This is a genomic window from Mesorhizobium sp. WSM4849, assembly GCF_055811385.1.
Window position 1 is genome coordinate 62261 of the sequence record NZ_JBVVPW010000023.1, and the last position, 17687, is coordinate 79947.

Consider the following 17687-nt stretch of genomic DNA (forward strand, 5'->3'; position numbering starts at 1 on the left):
TCGCAGAAATGCGGCTAAAACAAATAGATAGAGCGGGATGCCCAGTTCAATTCGGACGCATCCCGCTCTAGCGGGAACCTGCCGGGCATCTTGACCGTTTTGTTTCAGCGAGGCGAGCGACCTCGCGAAGCGCCTTGCTACCAATCTCTCAAGTTGCTGTGCCAGGCGCAGGAGTTGAAGAAGAGTGAGGAGAAATGGCTGTCGTCCTCATTGGTGCGTTGCTCATTGTCGCTGGCGTTGTGTACATGGCTGGCGCAGCCCTATGGCGCGGGCGGCTCAGCGAACCGGCACCTGTTCGCACGGCGGCGGATAGCTCGACGCCAAATCTCGCAACGCCAGGCCCGACACTTGAGCCGCGGCGGCGCGGCCTCGGTTTCCTCGGCCTGTCGCAGAACTGGCCGGGCCTGCTGATGATGGCGGTCGGGTTCATCCTGCTGTTGTCAGTGGTGGTCCTCTAAGCGCTAAGCTGCCGCGCTGAGCCCCAGCCGGTCAATCGCCAGCTTGCGGGTCGAGACATAGTCGGTCTTGCCTGAACCCAGCACCGGGATTTCCTCCACCTTGACGATGTCGTTCGGCACCATCAAATCGGCGGCACCGGCTTGTCTGCCAAATTTGCGCAATTCATCGGGGTCGGCGTCATCAGCGGTGGTGACCAGCACGATGCGCTCGCCGCGGCGCCTGTCCGGCACCGCCACCACAGCGTGGTGCTCTTCCGGCCATAGCGACTGCACCAGCATCTCGACTGCGCCCAGCGACACCATCTCGCCGGCGATCTTGGCGAAGCGCTTGGCCCGGCCGCGAATGGTGATGAAGCCTTCGCGGTCGACCGAAACGATGTCGCCGCTATCGTGCCAGCCGTCGAGCGGCTGCAATTCGCCGGGCCTATCTGATGTCATGTAGCCCATCATCAAATTCGGCCCGTCGAGCCACAACCGTCCGGCGCCGCTAATGCCCTCGACCGGCTCGAGCTTCATGCGCATGGCCGGCAACAGCCGCCCGACCGTGCCGTCGCGGCCGTGGATGGCGGTATTGACGGCAACGACTGGTGACGCCTCGGTCAGGCCGAAACCCTCAATGATCTCGGCCTGAAAACGCTCTCGGTAGACGCGGCGTGTCTCCGGTTTCACAGCCTCGGCTCCGGCGACGATGAAGCGCAGGCTGGAAAAGTCGCCGTCCTTGGCGGTGCGCGCATAGTTGGCGAGGAACGTGTCGGTGCCGAACATGACGGTCGGCCTTGCCTTGCGTGCGACCTCGGGGATCAGCTTGTAGTGGAGCGGCGAGGGATAGAGAAATAGTTTCACTCCGGTGACCAGCGGCAGGATGGTGCCGCCGGTGAGTCCGAACGAGTGGAACACCGGCAGCACGTTGAGCAGGATATCGGCCGGTGAGATGGTGATGCGGGCTTCGGCCTGCATGGCGTTGACGAGAAGGTTCCTGTGCGACAGCACCACCGCCTTGGGCGTGCCTTCCGAGCCTGAAGTGAACAGGATCACCCCTGGCTTGGCGGCATTCTGCCGCTGTAGCGGCCAGCGCCACAGCAAGGCGGCAGCGAGCTTGTCCAGTACGGTTACGCTGGCCCGCACATCCTCCAGCCACAACAGCTTGGCGCCGCCTTCTTCTACCGCCGCGACGATGTCAGCGAGGCTGGCCTTGTCGACAAAGGCGCGCGACGAGACCACGGTGCGGATCTCCGCCGTGCGCACGGCGGCGGTCACGCTGGCCGGGCCTGCGGTGTAGTTGATCATCGCCGCCACCCGGCTCGCCGACAACAGGCCAATGAGCGACAGCACGACGCCATTGGCGTTGGGCAGCAGCAGTCCAACCGCTTCGCCCGGCGCCGTCACCGCCTCGAAGCGGCGGCCCAGCACCCGCGCGCCGATGAACAGCTTTCTGTAGTTCAGCGTGCCGCTGACCACGTCTTCGACGATCGGATGCGAGGCGCCGACACGGTCGGCGGCGTCGCGAATGGCGAGGAACAGGCCGCGATTAAGATCGCTGCCGAAAAGCCGGGCTTCGGCGACACGGTCGAACAGCGCATTGGTGTTCGAGGACTGATCAGGATTTCGTGCCACCAGCTCGGCGATGGTCATTGGCTCCAGCACGCTGATCGACAGGCGGGGAAACCAGCGCCGCGGCGCCTTGTCCGCCGGCGTCAGCGATACCGGCAGAGTGCGTGCGCCGGCTACGAAGATCGGCACGATGCGGGCGTCGGCCTGCATGGCGATGCGGGTGACGGCGCGAAACAGGCGAAATGTCTTGATATCAGGCTCGACCGCGTCCGGCAGATAGACGGCAAGGCGGCCCTTGCCCTTCAGCACCCGCACCAGCCGGCGGCTGACGAAGACATGCTCGGCGTTGAAAGCGATGGTGCGGCCAAGCTCGCGCCATGGTTCGAGCCAGGGCGATCGCGCCGAGACCTCGTCGAGTATGTGCAGCGTGTCTTCCGGCAGCAGTGACAGCATCAGCGCCGGTTCGAGACGCGACTGGTGCGAAATGACGTAAATGACCGGGGCGGCTGTTCTGCGGGCGATCTTGATACGATCATCGGCGACCCGGTAGGTGAGCTTGAACGGCACGTAGAGCAGCGCCTGGGTGAAGCGCAGGCCGAGGCGGAATTTTTCCACCACGGCGATCAGCAGCCAGGCCGCGACGAGGCCCGCAAGCAGCGCCAGTGTCAGGGTCATGCCGCGTCTCTCCCAACGGATTCTCACGTCGCGGCTCTTTCCTGGCCGCTTCAATGAGAACCTAGACGAAGTGGGCTCAACGTCAATGCTGCTCGACCAGGGCTGGCTGCAGGCCTGTTACGCTTCACCGTCGCTAATATGACTTGCGGGAGGAGCGTGGAACTGAACGGCTCCCTTCAAGCCGCTTTCAACCTCCCGCTGATGAAACGGAATTCCTGTGTCTTGCCGCCATAGCCATAGGCGGCGGCCGGCACTTCGTGCACGAAGGCGTAGCTTTCTTCGTGCATCTCACCAAGCATGCGGCCAAAGGCGGCGAAGATCGCCTTGAGATAGGCTTCCAGTTCGAGTTTGGTGTTGGTGCCGTCGACCACCTTGATGTCGAGCCAGAAGGTCTTGGCGCCGTGCTCGGCTAGCGACTTGCCGCCGGCGAACCAATGCTGCGGGTCGAGATAGGATATGGCGACCGCGGTGATGGTCGGATCCTTGCGCAGATGCATTGCGGTCAGTTCGGTCACCTCCCTGGCTATGGTGGCGGACAGAGCGGCATCGGGCCTGCCGGTGACGCTGACATTGATGATCGGCATTTCTCTTCTCCTGGTCTTTTCTCCTGAGGGGGGCGTCTCGCGCTGCTGGGAAAACCATGTCATGGCTTTAGCGTCAAAAAAATCGAATTGTTTTAGATGAACACTTCGATATAACTGAATTATGCAGACGCTCGACCCCGATCTCCTCAAAACCTTTCTCGCCTTCGTCGACAGCGGCTCGCTGGCGCAGGCAGCATCGATCGTCGGCCGCTCGCCTTCGGCGGTGACGGCGCAGATGCAGCGGCTGGAGGATATTGTCGGCGAACTCCTTTTGGTGCCGCAGGGGCGGGCCCGCGTCCTGACGCCGGCCGGGGAGGATCTGGTCGGCCACGCACGGCGTATACTGGCAGTGCATCGCGAGGCGTGGCTGGCCCTCAGGGGCGTGCGAGCCGATGGGCGCGTGGCCATAGGCACGACACAAGATTTCGCCGACAGCGGCCTGCCGGATTTGCTCAGGGCCTTCGCCGTGACTCATCCACGCGTCAGGATCGAATTGCGCGTCGGCCGCTCCGCCGAATTGGCGCAGGCGCTGCAATCCGGCACCCTCGATCTGGCGATCGCCATGCGCCAGGCGCCGGCGCCGGACGAAGTCGGCGTGCTCCGCGAGCCGATGATGTGGCTCTGTTCGCAAAAGGGGCTGGTCTCGCGCCAGGACGAGTTGCCGCTGGCGCTGCTCGATCCGCATTGCGGCTTTCGTGAGGCAGCGATCGCGGCACTCGACACGACCGGCCGCCGCTACCGCATCGCCGCCGGCAGTGCCAGCCTGGCAGGACTGCGCACAGCGGTGAATGCCGGCATCGCGCTGACGCTGCGGACGGCGCGCTTTGCCCATTCCGGCATCGTCGAGGCACCGCGCGACCTTGGGCTGCCGCCGGTTCCCATCGCCGAGTTCGCCATCCGGCTGCGCCAGGATGCCGAGCCCCCGGCACAGCATCTGGCTGCGCTGTTCAGCGGCAATCTTGCCTTGGCAGGCGCACCAAGCTGATTTCGTAAAAAGAAAAAGCCGACCTTGCGGTCGGCTCTAGGTTAGACGGGCCGAGGGGTTTGGGGGGACTTGGGGTGACCCGTCGAACCCAACAATGCCTGAACCCGATGATGGTTCCATGACTTTACAAATTTATTTCAGGGGCAGTTTTTCTCAGGCAGAGCGCTGCCTCGCCACGTGCCAGTCACGCCCGGCATGGGCGAACACCGCGCAGAGCACGATGGCGCCGCCGATCATACTGGCGGCCGGCGGGACCTCGGCCAGGAACACGAAGGCGAACAGGATCGCGAACGGCACTTCAGCCGAGCCTAGCAGGCCGGATTCGGCTGCCGGGATGAGCCGTGCGCCCTCCGTCCACAGGATCGAGGCCAGCGCGAAGGACATGCCGAAGGTGACGAGCAGCACTGCGTCTCTGGCCGAAACCGCCAGTGGATCGGTGACGAACCAGCCGAGCACGAACAAAAGGAACGCCGACATCGCTCCGGCCCACACCACAGGCGTGTCGCGGAAAGCGCGCACCATGATCATGTAGAGCGCGCTGCCGATTGTCATCAGCAGCGCCAGCCCGTCGCCGAACAGATGCCCGGTACCGAAGCCGGACCAGACCATGATCGCCACACCGCTGAGCGACACGGCGGCGGCGGCAAGCGTCTGCAGTCGGAAGCGCTCACGGACCAGCATGAAGGCAAGCAGCGCGGTGACGAAGGGCGCGGTGGCGTAGATGATCGCGACGTTGGCGACGAAGGTGAATTTGAACGCTGAGATGAAGGCGATGCTGGCCAGCGCGCCCTCGATCGCCAGCAGCCAGCCGCGCCACCCGAGACGCAGGCTTTCACGCCTGCCGGAGCGGCGGCGGCGCCAAAGCACATAGAGGGTGATCAGGATCGAGCCGACGAAGCCGCGCCAGCAGGTGATGGTGAGCGGGTCGGCATGGATCGACTTGGTCAATACGCCGGTGAGGCCGAACACCGCCGCCGACGCCGAAACCAGGATGATGCCAAGGGTGCGCTCGGCGGCGGTGTCAGGCATGCTTAGGGATCCCGTCATGTCACCAGACTATGCTGCCTTGTCCTGACATCGTACTGTCAGCAGCGGTTGGCGCATCCTACAGCTGCTTGTGGAAATGTTCGTTGCCGATGATCAGCAGGCCGGCCCCAAAGATCAGCGCCGCGCCAAGAAACACTTCGCGGCGCGGTGGCCCTGCTGGTCGACCGTTTTTTCTGCTAATGACGCAGCAATGTCTGGACAGCTTGTCACTACGGTCCAAACGTCGTGAAATCGAAGTTTTTAGGCCGTATCGGTTCTATTCGAGTATCCTGACGAGCGATAAAGCCGACTGCCGAAAAGGGTTGGACATGGACGCCACCGGACTGAAGGCCATGCAGGCGCCGCTCAAGGAGGCCTATCGCGAAGACGCGTCGAGCGCGCTGGTCACGCTGAGGGCCAGGGGCTCGATCGACGACCAGTCGATCGCCTGCAAGGTCGAGACCGGCAGGGCGCTCGCCGTTGCCGGTCTGCATCCGGCTACCGGCGGCTCGGGGCTCGAACTGTGCTCGGGCGATATGCTGCTGGAGGCGCTGGTCGCTTGCGCCGGCGTAACGCTGAAGGCAGTGGCGACGGCGCTGGAGTTCAAGCTCGGCGCCGCCACGGTGGAGGCCGAAGGCGATCTCGACTTTCGCGGCACCTTGGGTGTGGCAAGAGATGCGCCGGTCGGCTTCCGCGCCATCCGGCTGACATTCGGCCTCGACAGCGACGAGTCACAGGAGCGCGTCGACGCGCTGCTCAAACTGACCGAACGCTACTGCGTGGTGTTCCAGACCATCAATACCAGGCCGGAACTGACGGTCAGCGCTCAGCGCTGAACGCGCGCCGGCTACTCACTTTCGCCCTCGTCGGCGAAGGGCGAGGCGCTCGGCACGCACTGCACCGACCAGCCGGCCGGCGTTGGCTGCTTCTGATATTCGGTGACGGCGGAGGTGCACTGTTCGCGGGTGTCGAACGTGCTGGGCAGCACCACCATGCCGCCTTGCGGGCCGGCAATCACCAGATACCAGACCAACGCTACGCTCGGAGCCGCCATGGGATTTCCTCTTTTGTTGTGGGAGTCGGGCGATCCTATCAACTCTGGGCAATCGACGAAAGCGCGGCCGGGCGCGGTGGTTCGCCACGGCAGCCCGCGTGAATGTCCTACGTCCGTTGGAACGGCTCAATTCACGGCAAAGCAGTAGAACAGGCCGTCGCCACCGGTGCTCCTCAGCGCCTCCTGACTGCAGCCGCCGCGTGAAGCGTGCGAGGAATTCCACGATTTGGCGGCGGCCGAATCGTCGAGACCGGTGCGGTCGTGATGGCCCGTCATTGCCGCACCTTCTGCTCCGCTGAGCGTCCAGTCGCCGCAGGTCTGGTCGGCGATTTTCGTGCCGTCGGGCTTGGAGCCGGTGAGCACGTCGTGCCGGTTGGGCTTGTCGCTGCGGCCGTTGATCATTTCGCCCTTTTCGTCGAGCGCCGTCTGCTTGGTGATGGCGTTGGCATCGCTATGCAGCGAAGCGACATCGTCGGCGATCTTGACGCCCTTGGCGTTGAACCACGGTCCCTTGCCGATGCGATCGCGTGCGTCGGTGTCGCTGGTCGAGAGATAGGCGCGCCATGTCTTGCCCGTGATGCCGGCTGCTTCAGCCAGCGAGCCGCAATGCGCATCGGCGCCCGCGAGGCCGCCGAGATCGGCGCCCTTGCCCAAGCCAACACTGGTGACGAAGAAGCTCATCGTCGCATCCTGTGAGGATGCGACGCCGACAGCTGTTAGCGATGCAGCGGCGGTGACGAGAAGCAGTCTGCGCATGGTGGTCCTCCGTTTGCGAACATTTGGCATTCCGACAACGTCGGTTGCGGCGCTATTCCTCCGCCAAAAAATGCGCGATGCGTCTACTCCGGCTGCCGGTAGGCAACAAAGCGATTATGCTTGGCCTGGAAGATCAGCCCGGTTTCCCTGAGCGCAGGGCTGGCCAGCGGCACGATGCGCTTGGCGATCTCCTGGGGATGCGGCAGCGTCTCCGGATCCTCGCCGGGCACCGCCTGCGCCCGCATGGCGGTACGGGTGGCGCCGGGGTCGGCGGCATTGACCCTGAGGGCCAAGTTTTCCGTCTCATGCGCCCAGGAACGCATCATCGTCTCGACCGCCGCCTTCGACGCCGCATAGGGCGCCCAGAAGGCCCGCGCCGAATGGGCGGCGTTGGAGGAAAGCACGATGGCGCGGCCGGCATCGGAGAGCCTGAGCAACGGATCGACCGAGCGAATCAGCCGCCATGTCGAGGTGACGTTAATGGTCATCACCTTCTCGAAGGTCTTGGCCTCGACATGGCCGATCGGCGAGATGACGCCGAGCACCGCCGCATTGGCGACCAGGATGTCGAGCTTGCCCCAGCGCTCGTGGATGGCGCCGCCCAGCCGGTCGATGCCGGCCATGTCGGCGAGGTCGAGCGGCACAAGTGTGGCTTGTCCGCCCGCCGCCTTGATCTGGTCGTCGAGTTCTTCCAGCCCGCCGACGGTGCGGGCAACCGCGATGACATGCGCTCCGGCAGCGGCAAGTTCCAGGGCGATGAAGTAGCCGATGCCGCGCGAGGCACCGGTGACGACCGCGACGCGGCCGGAAAGGTCGAGGGCAGGGGTCACCGGGCAGCTCCGAAGGTTAGCGCTCTATGATGTCCGGCAGGACAGAGGGGGCGCGACACAGCAATCGCGACGAAATTTGCAAACCGGCGAAATTCGCGGGTTGCAGCAAGACCTACGAACCTCCTGCCGCCAAGAGCGACAGCGTGCGCACATTGTCCGAACCTTCGAAGTCGGCAAGCCGGGTCGGATATTGCCCCGTGAAGCAGGCGTCGCAGAATTGCGGCTGCTCATTGTCGCGGCCGGCCTCACCGACGGCGCGGTAGAGCCCGTCGATCGACAGGAAACCGAGTGAATCGACGCGGATGAACTCGGCCATCTCTTCCACCGACATGCGCGACGCAAGCAGCTTCGACTTCTCCGGCGTGTCGACGCCATAGAAGCACGAAGCGCGCGTCGGCGGCGAGGCGATGCGCATGTGCACTTCCTTGGCGCCGGCATCGCGCACCATCTGCACGATCTTCTGGCTGGTGGTGCCGCGCACGATCGAATCGTCGACCAGCACCACGCGCTTGCCTTCGATCATGCGGCGGTTGGCATTGTGCTTGAGCTTGACACCCATGTGGCGGATCGAATCGCCAGGCTGGATGAAGGTACGGCCGACATAGTGATTGCGGATGATGCCGAGCTCGAACGGGATGCCCGCGGCTTGCGAAAAGCCGATCGCCGCCGGAGTGCCGCTGTCCGGCACCGGCACGACGATGTCGGCCTCGACCGGGCTTTCGAGCGCCAGCTCGGCGCCGATGCGCTTGCGAACTTCGTAGACGTTGCGGCCTTCGACCGACGAATCCGGACGCGCGAAATAAACATATTCGAAGATGCAGAAGCGGGTCTTCTGCGGCTCGAACGGAAACAGGCTCTCGATACCCTTGGCTGTGACGACGACCATCTCGCCGGGCTTCAGGTCGCGCACGAAACGCGCGCCGATGATGTCGAGCGCGCAGGTTTCGGAAGCCAGGATCCAGGCGCCGTCGAGATCGCCGAGCACCAGCGGCCGGATGCCGAGCGGATCGCGGCAGCCGATCATCTTCTTTGAAGTCATCGCCACCAGCGAGAAGGCGCCTTCGACCTGGCGCACCGCATCGATGAAGCGCGAGTTGAGATCGCGTTCCCTGCTGGTAGCGACCAGATGCAGCAGCGTCTCGGTGTCGGAGGTCGATGAGAAGATCGCGCCCTGTTTCTGAAGCGCGCGCTGCACGGTCATGGCGTTGGTGAGGTTGCCGTTGTGGGCGACGGCGAAGCCGCCATCGGCGAGCTCGGCGAAAAACGGCTGGATGTTGCGCTGGCCGGCGCCGCCTGTGGTGGCGTAGCGCGTGTGGCCGATGGCGCGGTTGCCTTGCAGGCTGTCGATGACGCGCTGCTTGGTGAACGTATCGCCGATCAGGCCGACGTGATGTTCGACATGGAACTGGGTGCCGTCATAGGAAACGATACCCGCTGCTTCCTGGCCGCGATGCTGCAATGCATGCAGGCCGAGCGTGACGATAGCCGCGGCGTCCTGCCGGCCAAAAATACCGAACACACCGCATTCGTCATGGAAATGATCGTCAGCTTCGGCGGAAAGCAAGTCGTCTGCGTCTGCCATCTTCAGCTCCGCTAAAGTCGCTATATAGTGTGATGACTGCTCGAGAGCAACGTAGAGTTTGCGGCTTTCACATGATCGTCAGTTTGCCGGCGCCGGATTGGCCGGTGCATTGTCGGCTGGTGGCGCGTTGGTCTCGCTGCCGTCGAGCGCCGGAGCATCGTCGCCGGTTGCCGGTGCGTCCGCCGCGGGTGCGTCCGCCGCCGGAGGTGTCTCGGCTCCGGTCTCGGGTGCCGGCTGATTCGGATTGAGCCTGTTGAGGATCGCGTTTTCCGGATCCTCGGGCAGCAGGCTTTCGAGCTTGGCGCCGATCGATTCGAGCAGCGGCCGCGACTTGGCGTTGGCGACCCAGCCCGGAGTCTTGGGGCCGGCCAGCCAGTTGAAGAACAGTAGGGCCACCGCGACGACCAGGATGCCGCGCGCCGCGCCATAGAGGAAACCGAGCGTGCGGTCGAGCGCGCCGACCCTGGAATCGATGATCCAGTCGGCGAGTCTCATGGTGATGACGGAGACGACGATCAGCGCGACGATGAAGACGATGCCGGCGGCCACCACCATGGCAATCTTCTCATTGTCGACATAGGGCTGAACGTAAGGTAGGACCGGTTGGTAGAAGAAGAACGCCGCAGCCGCCGCCGCTATCCAGGAGACGACGGAGAGGATCTCGCGCGAAAAGCCGCGAACCATGGCGAGCATCGCCGAGACCAAGGTGAAGCCGACGAGAATTCCGTCAAGCAGCGTAATCGGCATGTTTTTTGCCCCACTTCATGAGCCGCGTCACTCTTGCTCGTCGGCGCGGCTGCGCCGTGAGCCGGCTATGCGCGCCACGAGATCGGCAAGCTCGGTGGGCTGGAAAGCGCCGGCCCCTATCCCGCCGGCAAGTTCCTCGCTGCCCAAGGGCAGAACCGCGCTTCCAAAACCCAGCTTTTCGGCTTCCTTCAGGCGCTGCTGCGCATGCGCAACCGGCCTCACGGCGCCCGAAAGGCTGATTTCGCCGAAATAGACGCAATCGGCCGGAAGGGCAAGACCGGTGAGCGAGGAAACCAGTGCGGCCGCTACCGCCAGATCGGCAGCCGGCTCCGAGATACGGTAGCCGCCGGCGACGTTGAGATAGACGTCATGCGTGCCGAAGCGGACGCCGCAATGGGCTTCGAGAACGGCGAGGATCATCGACAGCCGGGCGCCGTCCCAACCGACGACGGCGCGGCGCGGCGTGCCCAGCGACGACGGCGCCACCAGCGCCTGGATCTCGACCAGCACCGGGCGGGTGCCTTCCATGCCGGCGAAAACCGCGGCGCCCGGCGCCTTCGCATGGCGTTCGCCGAGAAAAAGCTCGGACGGATTTGCGACCTCGCGCAGGCCCATATCAGACATTTCGAAGACGCCGATCTCGTCGGTCGGTCCGAAGCGGTTCTTGACCGTGCGCAGGATGCGGTAATGGTGGCCGCCTTCGCCCTCGAAATAGAGCACCGCGTCGACCATATGCTCGACGACGCGCGGCCCGGCGATCTGGCCTTCCTTGGTGACGTGGCCGACGAGCACGATCGCCGCCCCTGTGGATTTCGCATAGCGGATCATCGCCTGGGCGGCGGCGCGCACCTGGGTGACGGTGCCGGGAGCCGAATCGGCCATGTCGGTCCACAAGGTCTGGATCGAATCGAGGATCACCAGGTCCGGCCGCTTGCCGTCGGCGATGGTGGCGAGGATGTCCTCGACATTGGTTTCGGCGGCAAGCTCAACCGGGGTCGAGGCGACGCCGAGCCGCTGCGCACGCAGCCTGATCTGGGCAACCGCCTCTTCGCCCGAGACGTAGACGATGCGGTAGCCCTTGGACGCCAGTGCTGCGGCAGCCTGGGTCAACAGCGTCGACTTGCCGATGCCGGGATCTCCGCCGACCAGAAGGGCCGAGCCGCGCACGAAACCGCCGCCGGTGGCGCGGTCGAGTTCGCCGATGCCGGAGACGATACGCGGCGCATCCTCGATATCGCCGGACAAAGTCGTCAGCACCACGGCGCGGCCCTTGCGGGCATTGCGGGTGTTGGCCGGACCCGAGCCGATGCCGCCGGACGTGCCTTCTTCGACCAGCGTATTCCACTCGCCGCAGGCATCGCATTTGCCGGCCCAGCGCTGATGCACCGAACCGCAATTCTGGCAGATGAACTGGATGCGGGATTTAGCCATGGAGCCGCACCCAGTTTTGAATGGTGGCTGACTGGAACTGTCCACGTATCCGAGCGTGGTTTGGAGAGTGTGGATGCAATTCAGTGCTTCTTGGCGTGAGCGCGGACTTCGGCAAGCGCCTCGTCGAGCAACTCAGGATTGGGCGGTAACATCTGCGTGTCGTAGATGGAGATCATACCTTGTGTCTGGCCGGCAAGTTCAGGCAGGCCTTTCCGCGCCTTCTCATCAAATCCGTCAACATAAAACAGGAAATGCTGGCCGGTTAGGACGGGTACACCACATCCTCCCATGATCAGCGTGGTCGTAGAGATCGTACCACTCGCTTCCGGCTTGCCCTTGAACACCTCGATTGTCTCGTAGCGTACGTTAACCAGTATCCGGCCATCGCCCGCGTCGGCTGGGACATCCCCAAGCTTTGTTGAACTAAGCTCCGTGGCTGTCACCCGGCCATGGAACACCAAGGCCGCCTCTGCAAATGCTCGCTGCGGCGTCCAGCCGGCAGGCATGGAACAAGCGGAAGCGATCCCGGGCAAGACAGCCGCGCCTAGGAGCGCGTGAGCAAGAGAGGCCGGAAACCCGAAACGGTTACCCATGTCTACTCAAACCTCTCCGCAATATGATGCTCTTCGGCGAGGTCGGAGAAGCGGGTGAACTCGCCCTGGAAGGCGAGGCTGACCGAGCCGGTCGGTCCGTGGCGCTGCTTGGCGACGATGACCTCGGCCTTGCCGCGCATCTCGTTCATCTCGTGTTCCCATTTGATGTATTCGTCGGTGCCCGGCTTCGGCTCGCGGTTCTTCAGATAATATTCCTCGCGATAGACGAACATCACCACGTCGGCGTCCTGCTCGATCGAGCCCGATTCACGCAGATCCGAAAGCTGCGGGCGTTTGTCGTCACGGCTTTCGACCTGGCGCGACAGCTGCGACAGCGCGATGATCGGCACGGCAAGCTCCTTGGCCAGCGCCTTCAGGCCGGTGGTGATTTCGGTGATCTCCTGCACGCGGTTCTGCGAGGATTTGGCGCTCGAACCCTGCATCAGCTGGATATAGTCGATGACGATGACGTCGAGGCCGCGCTGGCGCTTTAAACGACGCGCGCGGGCAGACAACTGAGCAATAGAAATGCCGCCGGTCTGGTCGATGAACAGTGGGATCTTCTGCATGGTCTGCGAACAGGCGACTAGCTTTTCGAAGTCCATCTCGCTGATCTCGCCGCGACGGATTTTTGACGACGGGATTTCGGTCTGCTCGGAAATGATGCGGGTGGCGAGCTGTTCCGATGACATTTCGAGCGAGAAGAAGCCGACGACGCCGCCATTGGCCGCCTTGAACGAGCCGTCGGCCTGTTGCGCCGGCACATAGGCCTCGGCGATGTTGAAGGCCATGTTGGTGGCAAGCGATGTCTTGCCCATGCCGGGGCGGCCGGCGATGATGATCAGATCGGATGGCTGCAGGCCGCCCATGCGGCGGTCGAGATCGCGCAGGCCAGTGGCGACGCCCGACAGGTGCCCGTCGCGCATATAGGCGGCGTTGGCCATGTCGACGGCGGTTTTGACCGCGTCGGTGAAGCTCTCGAAGCCGCCATCATAGCGGCCGGTTTCGGCCAGTTCGAACAGGCGCCGCTCGGCATCCTCGATCTGCTCGGACGGCGACATGTCGACCGGCGCATCATAGGCGATGTTGACCATGTCTTCGCCGACGGTGATCAGCGCGCGTCGTGTGGCAAGATCATAGATGGCGCGGCCGTAGTCGGCGGCGTTGACGACGGTGACCGCCTCAACGGCCAGCCGCACGACATATTGCGCGACCGTCATGTCGCCGACCTTCTCGTCGGCCGGCAGGAAGGTCTTCAGCGTGATCGGCGTCGCTATCTTGCCCATACGGATGAGCTCGGCGGCTACTTCAAAGATCTTGCGATGCAGTGGCTCGTAGAAATGGCCGGATTTCAGGAAGTCCGAGACGCGGTAGAAGGCGTCGTTGTTGACGAGGATGGCGCCGAGCAGCGCCTGCTCGGCCTCTATGTTGTTCGGCGCCTCCCGATAGAGTGGTGTTTCCGCCACGCCGAATTTTCGCGCTGCCTCTGCCATGATGTCCCCGATTTCGATCCCGGTCTTTCGATATCAGAATGGGATAAGTCGGTGATGACATATCTGCATCAGTCCCCGTCCAATCAGCTTTGGTGCCCGCGATTCACAGCCGAGGTTTTTCGGTGGAAAGAATCTTGATTGACTCGAATCAAGACGGCGAGCCTAGCCGTTCTCGGGCGAGAACAAAACAGGAAAATAGGCTGCCAATCACTCCGGCAGCGCGTCGCCCCAGCCCAGCCGCCGGGCGGCCTTGAACACATCGCCGTCGCGCTTGGTGAACAGTTTCTCATCGGCACTGCCGTCCTTTTCGCAAAGTTTCAGCAGGACCTTGCCGGAGCCCGATTTCGGCGGTGCGATCACACGTGCCTGCGGTGGGGCAACAGCTTGGCGGGAGGCAGCGACGTAGATGAATTTCTCGTCCTCCCATGGCACGTCGGCGTCTTTGGCCAGCCGGTGCAGGCGCGAACGCGCGACGCGCTGCGAAAAATGGCACCAGTCGGGCGGCACGAGCGGGCAGGGCGCCTCATGCGGGCAAGGCGCAAGCACATGCGCTCCCGCCTCGATCAGTTGCCGGCGCACGGCAAGAATGCGCTGCCATCCGGCCGGCGTGCCCGGCTCGACGACCAGCAGCGTGTCGTCGGTCAGGTGCCAGAGCCGGTCGATGAGTTTTGGCAGCGACGCCGGTCCGATCTCGTCCAGCACATAGGCGCAGGTGACCAGCTCGGCCGGCTTGAGATCGGCAAGGTCGATGGTGACATCGCCGGCCAGCCAGGCGATCCTGGCCGTCATCGCCTCAGTGGCAAGCGCCTCGCCGACCCGGCGCACCGCGGCGCTCGCCTCGATCAGCACCGCCTGCTCGAGGTCGGGCCAGAGATCGAGCGCAGCCCAAAGCACGGTACCAGGGCCGGCGCCGACATCGAGCAGGCTTTTGGGCGCATAATCGGGCCTTGGCTCGCTGACCGCATCGAGGCTGGCATGGACGGCGGCATAGGTTGCCGGCAGCCGCGTCGCCAGATAGGCCTTGACCGCCATCTCCTCGGCCATGTGCAGGCGCCCGTCGCGCAGTTCGGCGCGGTAGCGGTCCGACAGCGTTTTTGCCGCTTGCTTCAGCGTCGGCAGCGGCACTTTTTCGAGGAGGCGCTCGACGCCCTGTCGAAGCGGGATAGGCAGTTCCATAGCTCAGGCACCCCGAGGTGCGAGCAGGATGACCGAAGCGCCAACGATGCAGAGCGCGGAACCGGCGAGGTCCCAACGGTCGGGGCGAACGCCTTCCACCAGCCACAGCCATCCGAGCGAGGCGGCGATGTAAATGCCGCCATAGGCAGCATAGGCGCGGCCCGCCGCGCTGATGTCTACCAGCGCCAGCAGGAAGCCGAACAAAGCGAGCGAGACCAGGCCCGGCGCCAGCCACAACGGTGACTTTTCCAGCCGCCACCACGCCCAGATCGAAAAGCAGCCGGCGATCTCGGCAAGGGCAGCAACGATGTAGATGAGATAGGTCATGAAAAAAGGTCTCGCGGCGGCGACGAGACCTTTTTTCAGCGTGCGGGCCGGCAATGGCAAGCGGCAATGGCGTGATCGTCGACAGTCTATTCCGTATCAGCCACCTTGCGGCGCCGCGCGGGCTTGGCGGCAGGGGCTTTTGGGCGATGTCCCATGTCGCGCATCTCCAGCGCCTTCTCGCATTTAGCCATATAGTCGCGAGACATCGGCAGCGTGTCGTTCTTCTTGGCAATCTGGATCTGGAAGATCACCAGATCCTGCCAGCGGAAGGCTGCTTCCGAGGCCCCCAGGTAGAACTCCCACATGCGGCAGAAACGCTCGTCATAGATCGCCTTGGCCCTGTCGCGATTGGCGGCGAAGCGCTCGCTCCAATGCCTCAGCGTCTCGGCATAATGTAGCCGCAGGATTTCGATGTCGGTGACGATGAGGCCCGACTTTTCGATCGCAGGCATTACTTCAGAGAGCGAGGGTATGTAGCCGCCGGGAAAGATGTATTTGCGGATGAAGGCGCTGGTTGCCCACGGCGCGCCGGAGCGGCCGATCGTGTGCAGCAGCATGACGCCGTCCGGCTTCAAAAGCGTCGCCGATTTGTCGAAGAAGGTGCGGTAGTGGTTGACGCCGACATGCTCGAACATGCCGACCGAGACGATGCGGTCGAAGCGCTCGTTGAGCTCGCGATAATCCCTCACTTCGAAATGCACGCGGTTTTCCAGCCCCTGCGCATGGGCGCGGTCGGTGGCGACGCCATGCTGTTCGGTCGACAACGTCACACCTTGCACGTCGACGTCGAAGGACTTGGCGAGATAGATGCCGAGCCCGCCCCAGCCGGAGCCGATGTCGAGCACCGTCTGGCCGGCCTTCAGCCTGAGCTTGGCGGCGATGTGGCGCTTCTTGGCGGCCTGGGCCTCATCGAGCGTCATGTCCGGTTGCTCGAAATAGGCGCAGGAATACTGCATGTCCTCGTCGAGGAAGAGCCGGTAGAGGTCGCCCGACAAATCATAGTGGCGCTGCACGTTACGGCGCGCGCGCGCCGCCGTGTTGATCTGCTGCAGGCGGCGGAAGGCGTGGCGCAGGCCCTCGATCGCCTTCGACCAGGTGGCGTCGATGCCGCCGCTACCCATGTTCTGGAAGGCGATGCGCATCACCCCCAGCACGCCGCCCTCGAGTATGTCGAGTTCACCGTCCATATAGGCTTCCGGCACCGCCAGCATCGGATCGAAGGTGATGGCGCGCTCGGCATGCGCGGTCTTGATGTGCATGTGCACCAGATCGCCGCTGCCGTCGCCGAAGATCACCGAGAGGCCTTTCGGTCCGGTGACTTTGAGATTGCCGGTGCGCACCAGGCGGTCGAGAATGCGTTTCAGCAGAATATTCATGACCAATGTCCCCTCTCGGTCAGACACGCTGTCTTGGCGCATGACCCCGAAAATCGAAATCGATTTTCGGAAAGGATCATGCGCCAAACCAAAGTTCTACAGAATCCTTTCCGCGTCCAAAGGACGCGCGGCGCTTTAGTCTGCCTCAACATATAGGGGTTCGAAAAGTTCCTTTTGGCACAAAAATGCCCAGGCGAGGGGCCCGGGCATTGGTCCAGAAATGACTGGAAGCCGACGAAACGTTTTAAAGCGCCGCTCTGACGCTTGTGACGTGCAATCAGCCGTTGTCTTCGCCGCCTTCGAACTCGGCATTGGGGTCGAAGAAGTTGTCCGGGCGGGCATTGTCGTTGATGTCTTCGCCATAGATGGCTTCGGCGGTGGTCAGCGTCTCGCCCTTGGCCTGGCGCTCGGCTTCGTCGGCCGTGCGGGCGATGTTTAGCGTGATGGTGACCTCGACTTCCGGATGCAGCGCGATCGCCACATTGGTAAGGCCGATGGTCTTGATCGGCTGGTTGAGCAGGATCTGGTTGCGGTTGACCGAGAAACCTTCAGCCGTCAGCAACTCGGCGATGTCGCGGGTCGACACCGAGCCGTAGAGCTGGCCGGTTTCGCCGGCCGAACGCACCGCGATGAAGCTCTTGCCGTCGAGCTTTTCCGAAATCTGCATGGCCTCGGACTTGCGCTCGAGGTTGCGGGCTTCGAGCTGGGCGCGCTGGCCTTCGAATTTCTTCTTGTTGGCTTCGTTGGCGCGCAGCGCCTTGCCCTGCGGCAGCAGGAAGTTGCGGGCGAATCCATCCTTGACCTTGACGGTATCGCCCATCTGACCGAGGCGGGAAACGCGCTCGAGAAGAATGACGTCCATGGTTTTGTTCCTTCGTTTGGGCGCCAAATCGCTGGCATCGACGCCGAATTGTTTGGAACAGGTCAGGAAGCTGAGGGCGTCGCCGCCTGTGTCGCTGTCCTGCCTGTCGCGGCAGTTAGAGGTCTTCACCTCAACCCGGGATTTGATGGCAACCCCGCGGCGCCCGTCGCCGTGGGAAAAG

Annotated in this window: 18 protein-coding genes; 3 read left to right on the top strand and 15 right to left on the bottom strand. The window is 63.6% G+C overall.

The annotated features are described in order from the left end of the window. Positions 1 to 194: 194 nt before the first annotated feature. Positions 195 to 458, top strand: coding sequence for a hypothetical protein (locus tag AC0L3L_RS24255; RefSeq protein WP_473486676.1), 264 nt, complete (start codon positions 195 to 197; stop codon positions 456 to 458). Positions 459 to 461: 3 nt separating this feature from the next. Here the strand turns inward: AC0L3L_RS24255 and AC0L3L_RS24260 are convergent, their stop codons facing one another. Continuing rightward, positions 462 to 2684 carry an AMP-binding protein gene (locus AC0L3L_RS24260; protein ID WP_473639379.1) on the bottom strand — a complete coding sequence of 741 codons (2223 nt, stop codon included), beginning with the start codon at positions 2682 to 2684 and terminating at the stop codon, positions 462 to 464. A 176-nt stretch (positions 2685 to 2860) separates the two neighbouring features. Then, a complete protein-coding gene (locus tag AC0L3L_RS24265) occupies positions 2861 to 3268 on the bottom strand; it encodes a tautomerase family protein (RefSeq protein WP_292184285.1) in 408 nt (135 codons plus the stop codon). A 121-nt stretch (positions 3269 to 3389) separates the two neighbouring features. Between AC0L3L_RS24265 and AC0L3L_RS24270 the strand changes: the two genes are divergently transcribed. Then, positions 3390 to 4253 carry a LysR substrate-binding domain-containing protein gene (locus AC0L3L_RS24270; protein ID WP_473639381.1) on the top strand — a complete coding sequence of 288 codons (864 nt, stop codon included), beginning with the start codon at positions 3390 to 3392 and terminating at the stop codon, positions 4251 to 4253. 153 nt (positions 4254 to 4406) lie between these two features. On the opposite strand, the gene AC0L3L_RS24275 is transcribed toward AC0L3L_RS24270, so the two are convergent. Continuing rightward, positions 4407 to 5282 (bottom strand): DMT family transporter, encoded by an 876-nt coding sequence (locus tag AC0L3L_RS24275; RefSeq protein ID WP_473639383.1) that lies wholly within the window; start codon positions 5280 to 5282, stop codon positions 4407 to 4409. A gap of 326 nt (positions 5283 to 5608) precedes the next feature. Between AC0L3L_RS24275 and AC0L3L_RS24280 the strand changes: the two genes are divergently transcribed. Next, a complete protein-coding gene (locus AC0L3L_RS24280; RefSeq protein ID WP_473486680.1) occupies positions 5609 to 6115 on the top strand; it encodes an OsmC family protein in 507 nt (168 codons plus the stop codon). An 11-nt stretch (positions 6116 to 6126) separates the two neighbouring features. Here AC0L3L_RS24280 and AC0L3L_RS24285 read toward each other — a convergent pair whose 3' ends face one another. From AC0L3L_RS24285 to rplI, 12 genes are all read right to left on the bottom strand, one after another. Continuing rightward, positions 6127 to 6333, bottom strand: coding sequence for a hypothetical protein (locus tag AC0L3L_RS24285; protein ID WP_123149778.1), 207 nt, complete (start codon positions 6331 to 6333; stop codon positions 6127 to 6129). A gap of 126 nt (positions 6334 to 6459) precedes the next feature. Then, positions 6460 to 7089, bottom strand: a complete 630-nt coding sequence (locus AC0L3L_RS24290; RefSeq protein WP_473639385.1) for a hypothetical protein — start codon at positions 7087 to 7089, stop codon at positions 6460 to 6462. A gap of 83 nt (positions 7090 to 7172) precedes the next feature. After that, positions 7173 to 7919: an SDR family NAD(P)-dependent oxidoreductase gene (locus tag AC0L3L_RS24295; RefSeq protein ID WP_473639387.1), complete on the bottom strand. Its 747-nt coding sequence runs from the start codon at positions 7917 to 7919 to the stop codon at positions 7173 to 7175. Between the two features lie 112 nt (positions 7920 to 8031). Beyond that, positions 8032 to 9501 (bottom strand): amidophosphoribosyltransferase, encoded by a 1470-nt coding sequence (purF, locus tag AC0L3L_RS24300; RefSeq protein WP_473486683.1) that lies wholly within the window; start codon positions 9499 to 9501, stop codon positions 8032 to 8034. A gap of 78 nt (positions 9502 to 9579) precedes the next feature. Beyond that, the gene (locus AC0L3L_RS24305; RefSeq protein WP_473639388.1) at positions 9580 to 10248 is read right to left on the bottom strand and encodes a CvpA family protein; all 669 of its coding nucleotides are present in this window, start codon (positions 10246 to 10248) and stop codon (positions 9580 to 9582) included. 27 nt (positions 10249 to 10275) lie between these two features. Further along, positions 10276 to 11679, bottom strand: coding sequence for a DNA repair protein RadA (gene radA / locus AC0L3L_RS24310; protein ID WP_473639390.1), 1404 nt, complete (start codon positions 11677 to 11679; stop codon positions 10276 to 10278). An 80-nt stretch (positions 11680 to 11759) separates the two neighbouring features. Continuing rightward, positions 11760 to 12272, bottom strand: a complete 513-nt coding sequence (locus tag AC0L3L_RS24315; RefSeq protein WP_473486685.1) for a hypothetical protein — start codon at positions 12270 to 12272, stop codon at positions 11760 to 11762. A 2-nt stretch (positions 12273 to 12274) separates the two neighbouring features. Further along, positions 12275 to 13765 carry a replicative DNA helicase gene (locus AC0L3L_RS24320; protein WP_123149771.1) on the bottom strand — a complete coding sequence of 497 codons (1491 nt, stop codon included), beginning with the start codon at positions 13763 to 13765 and terminating at the stop codon, positions 12275 to 12277. 207 nt (positions 13766 to 13972) lie between these two features. After that, the gene (locus AC0L3L_RS24325; protein ID WP_473639391.1) at positions 13973 to 14941 is read right to left on the bottom strand and encodes a small ribosomal subunit Rsm22 family protein; all 969 of its coding nucleotides are present in this window, start codon (positions 14939 to 14941) and stop codon (positions 13973 to 13975) included. A 3-nt stretch (positions 14942 to 14944) separates the two neighbouring features. Continuing rightward, on the bottom strand, positions 14945 to 15268 hold the full coding sequence (locus AC0L3L_RS24330; protein WP_091590534.1) for a YnfA family protein: 324 nt from the start codon (positions 15266 to 15268) through the stop codon (positions 14945 to 14947). Positions 15269 to 15354: 86 nt separating this feature from the next. Continuing rightward, complete coding sequence (locus AC0L3L_RS24335; RefSeq protein ID WP_473486687.1) at positions 15355 to 16644, bottom strand: class I SAM-dependent methyltransferase; 1290 nt, start codon at positions 16642 to 16644, stop codon at positions 15355 to 15357. A gap of 277 nt (positions 16645 to 16921) precedes the next feature. After that, entirely contained in the window at positions 16922 to 17506 is a 585-nt protein-coding gene (rplI, locus tag AC0L3L_RS24340; RefSeq protein WP_095496637.1) for a 50S ribosomal protein L9, read from the bottom strand. Between the last annotated feature and the right edge of the window lie 181 nt (positions 17507 to 17687).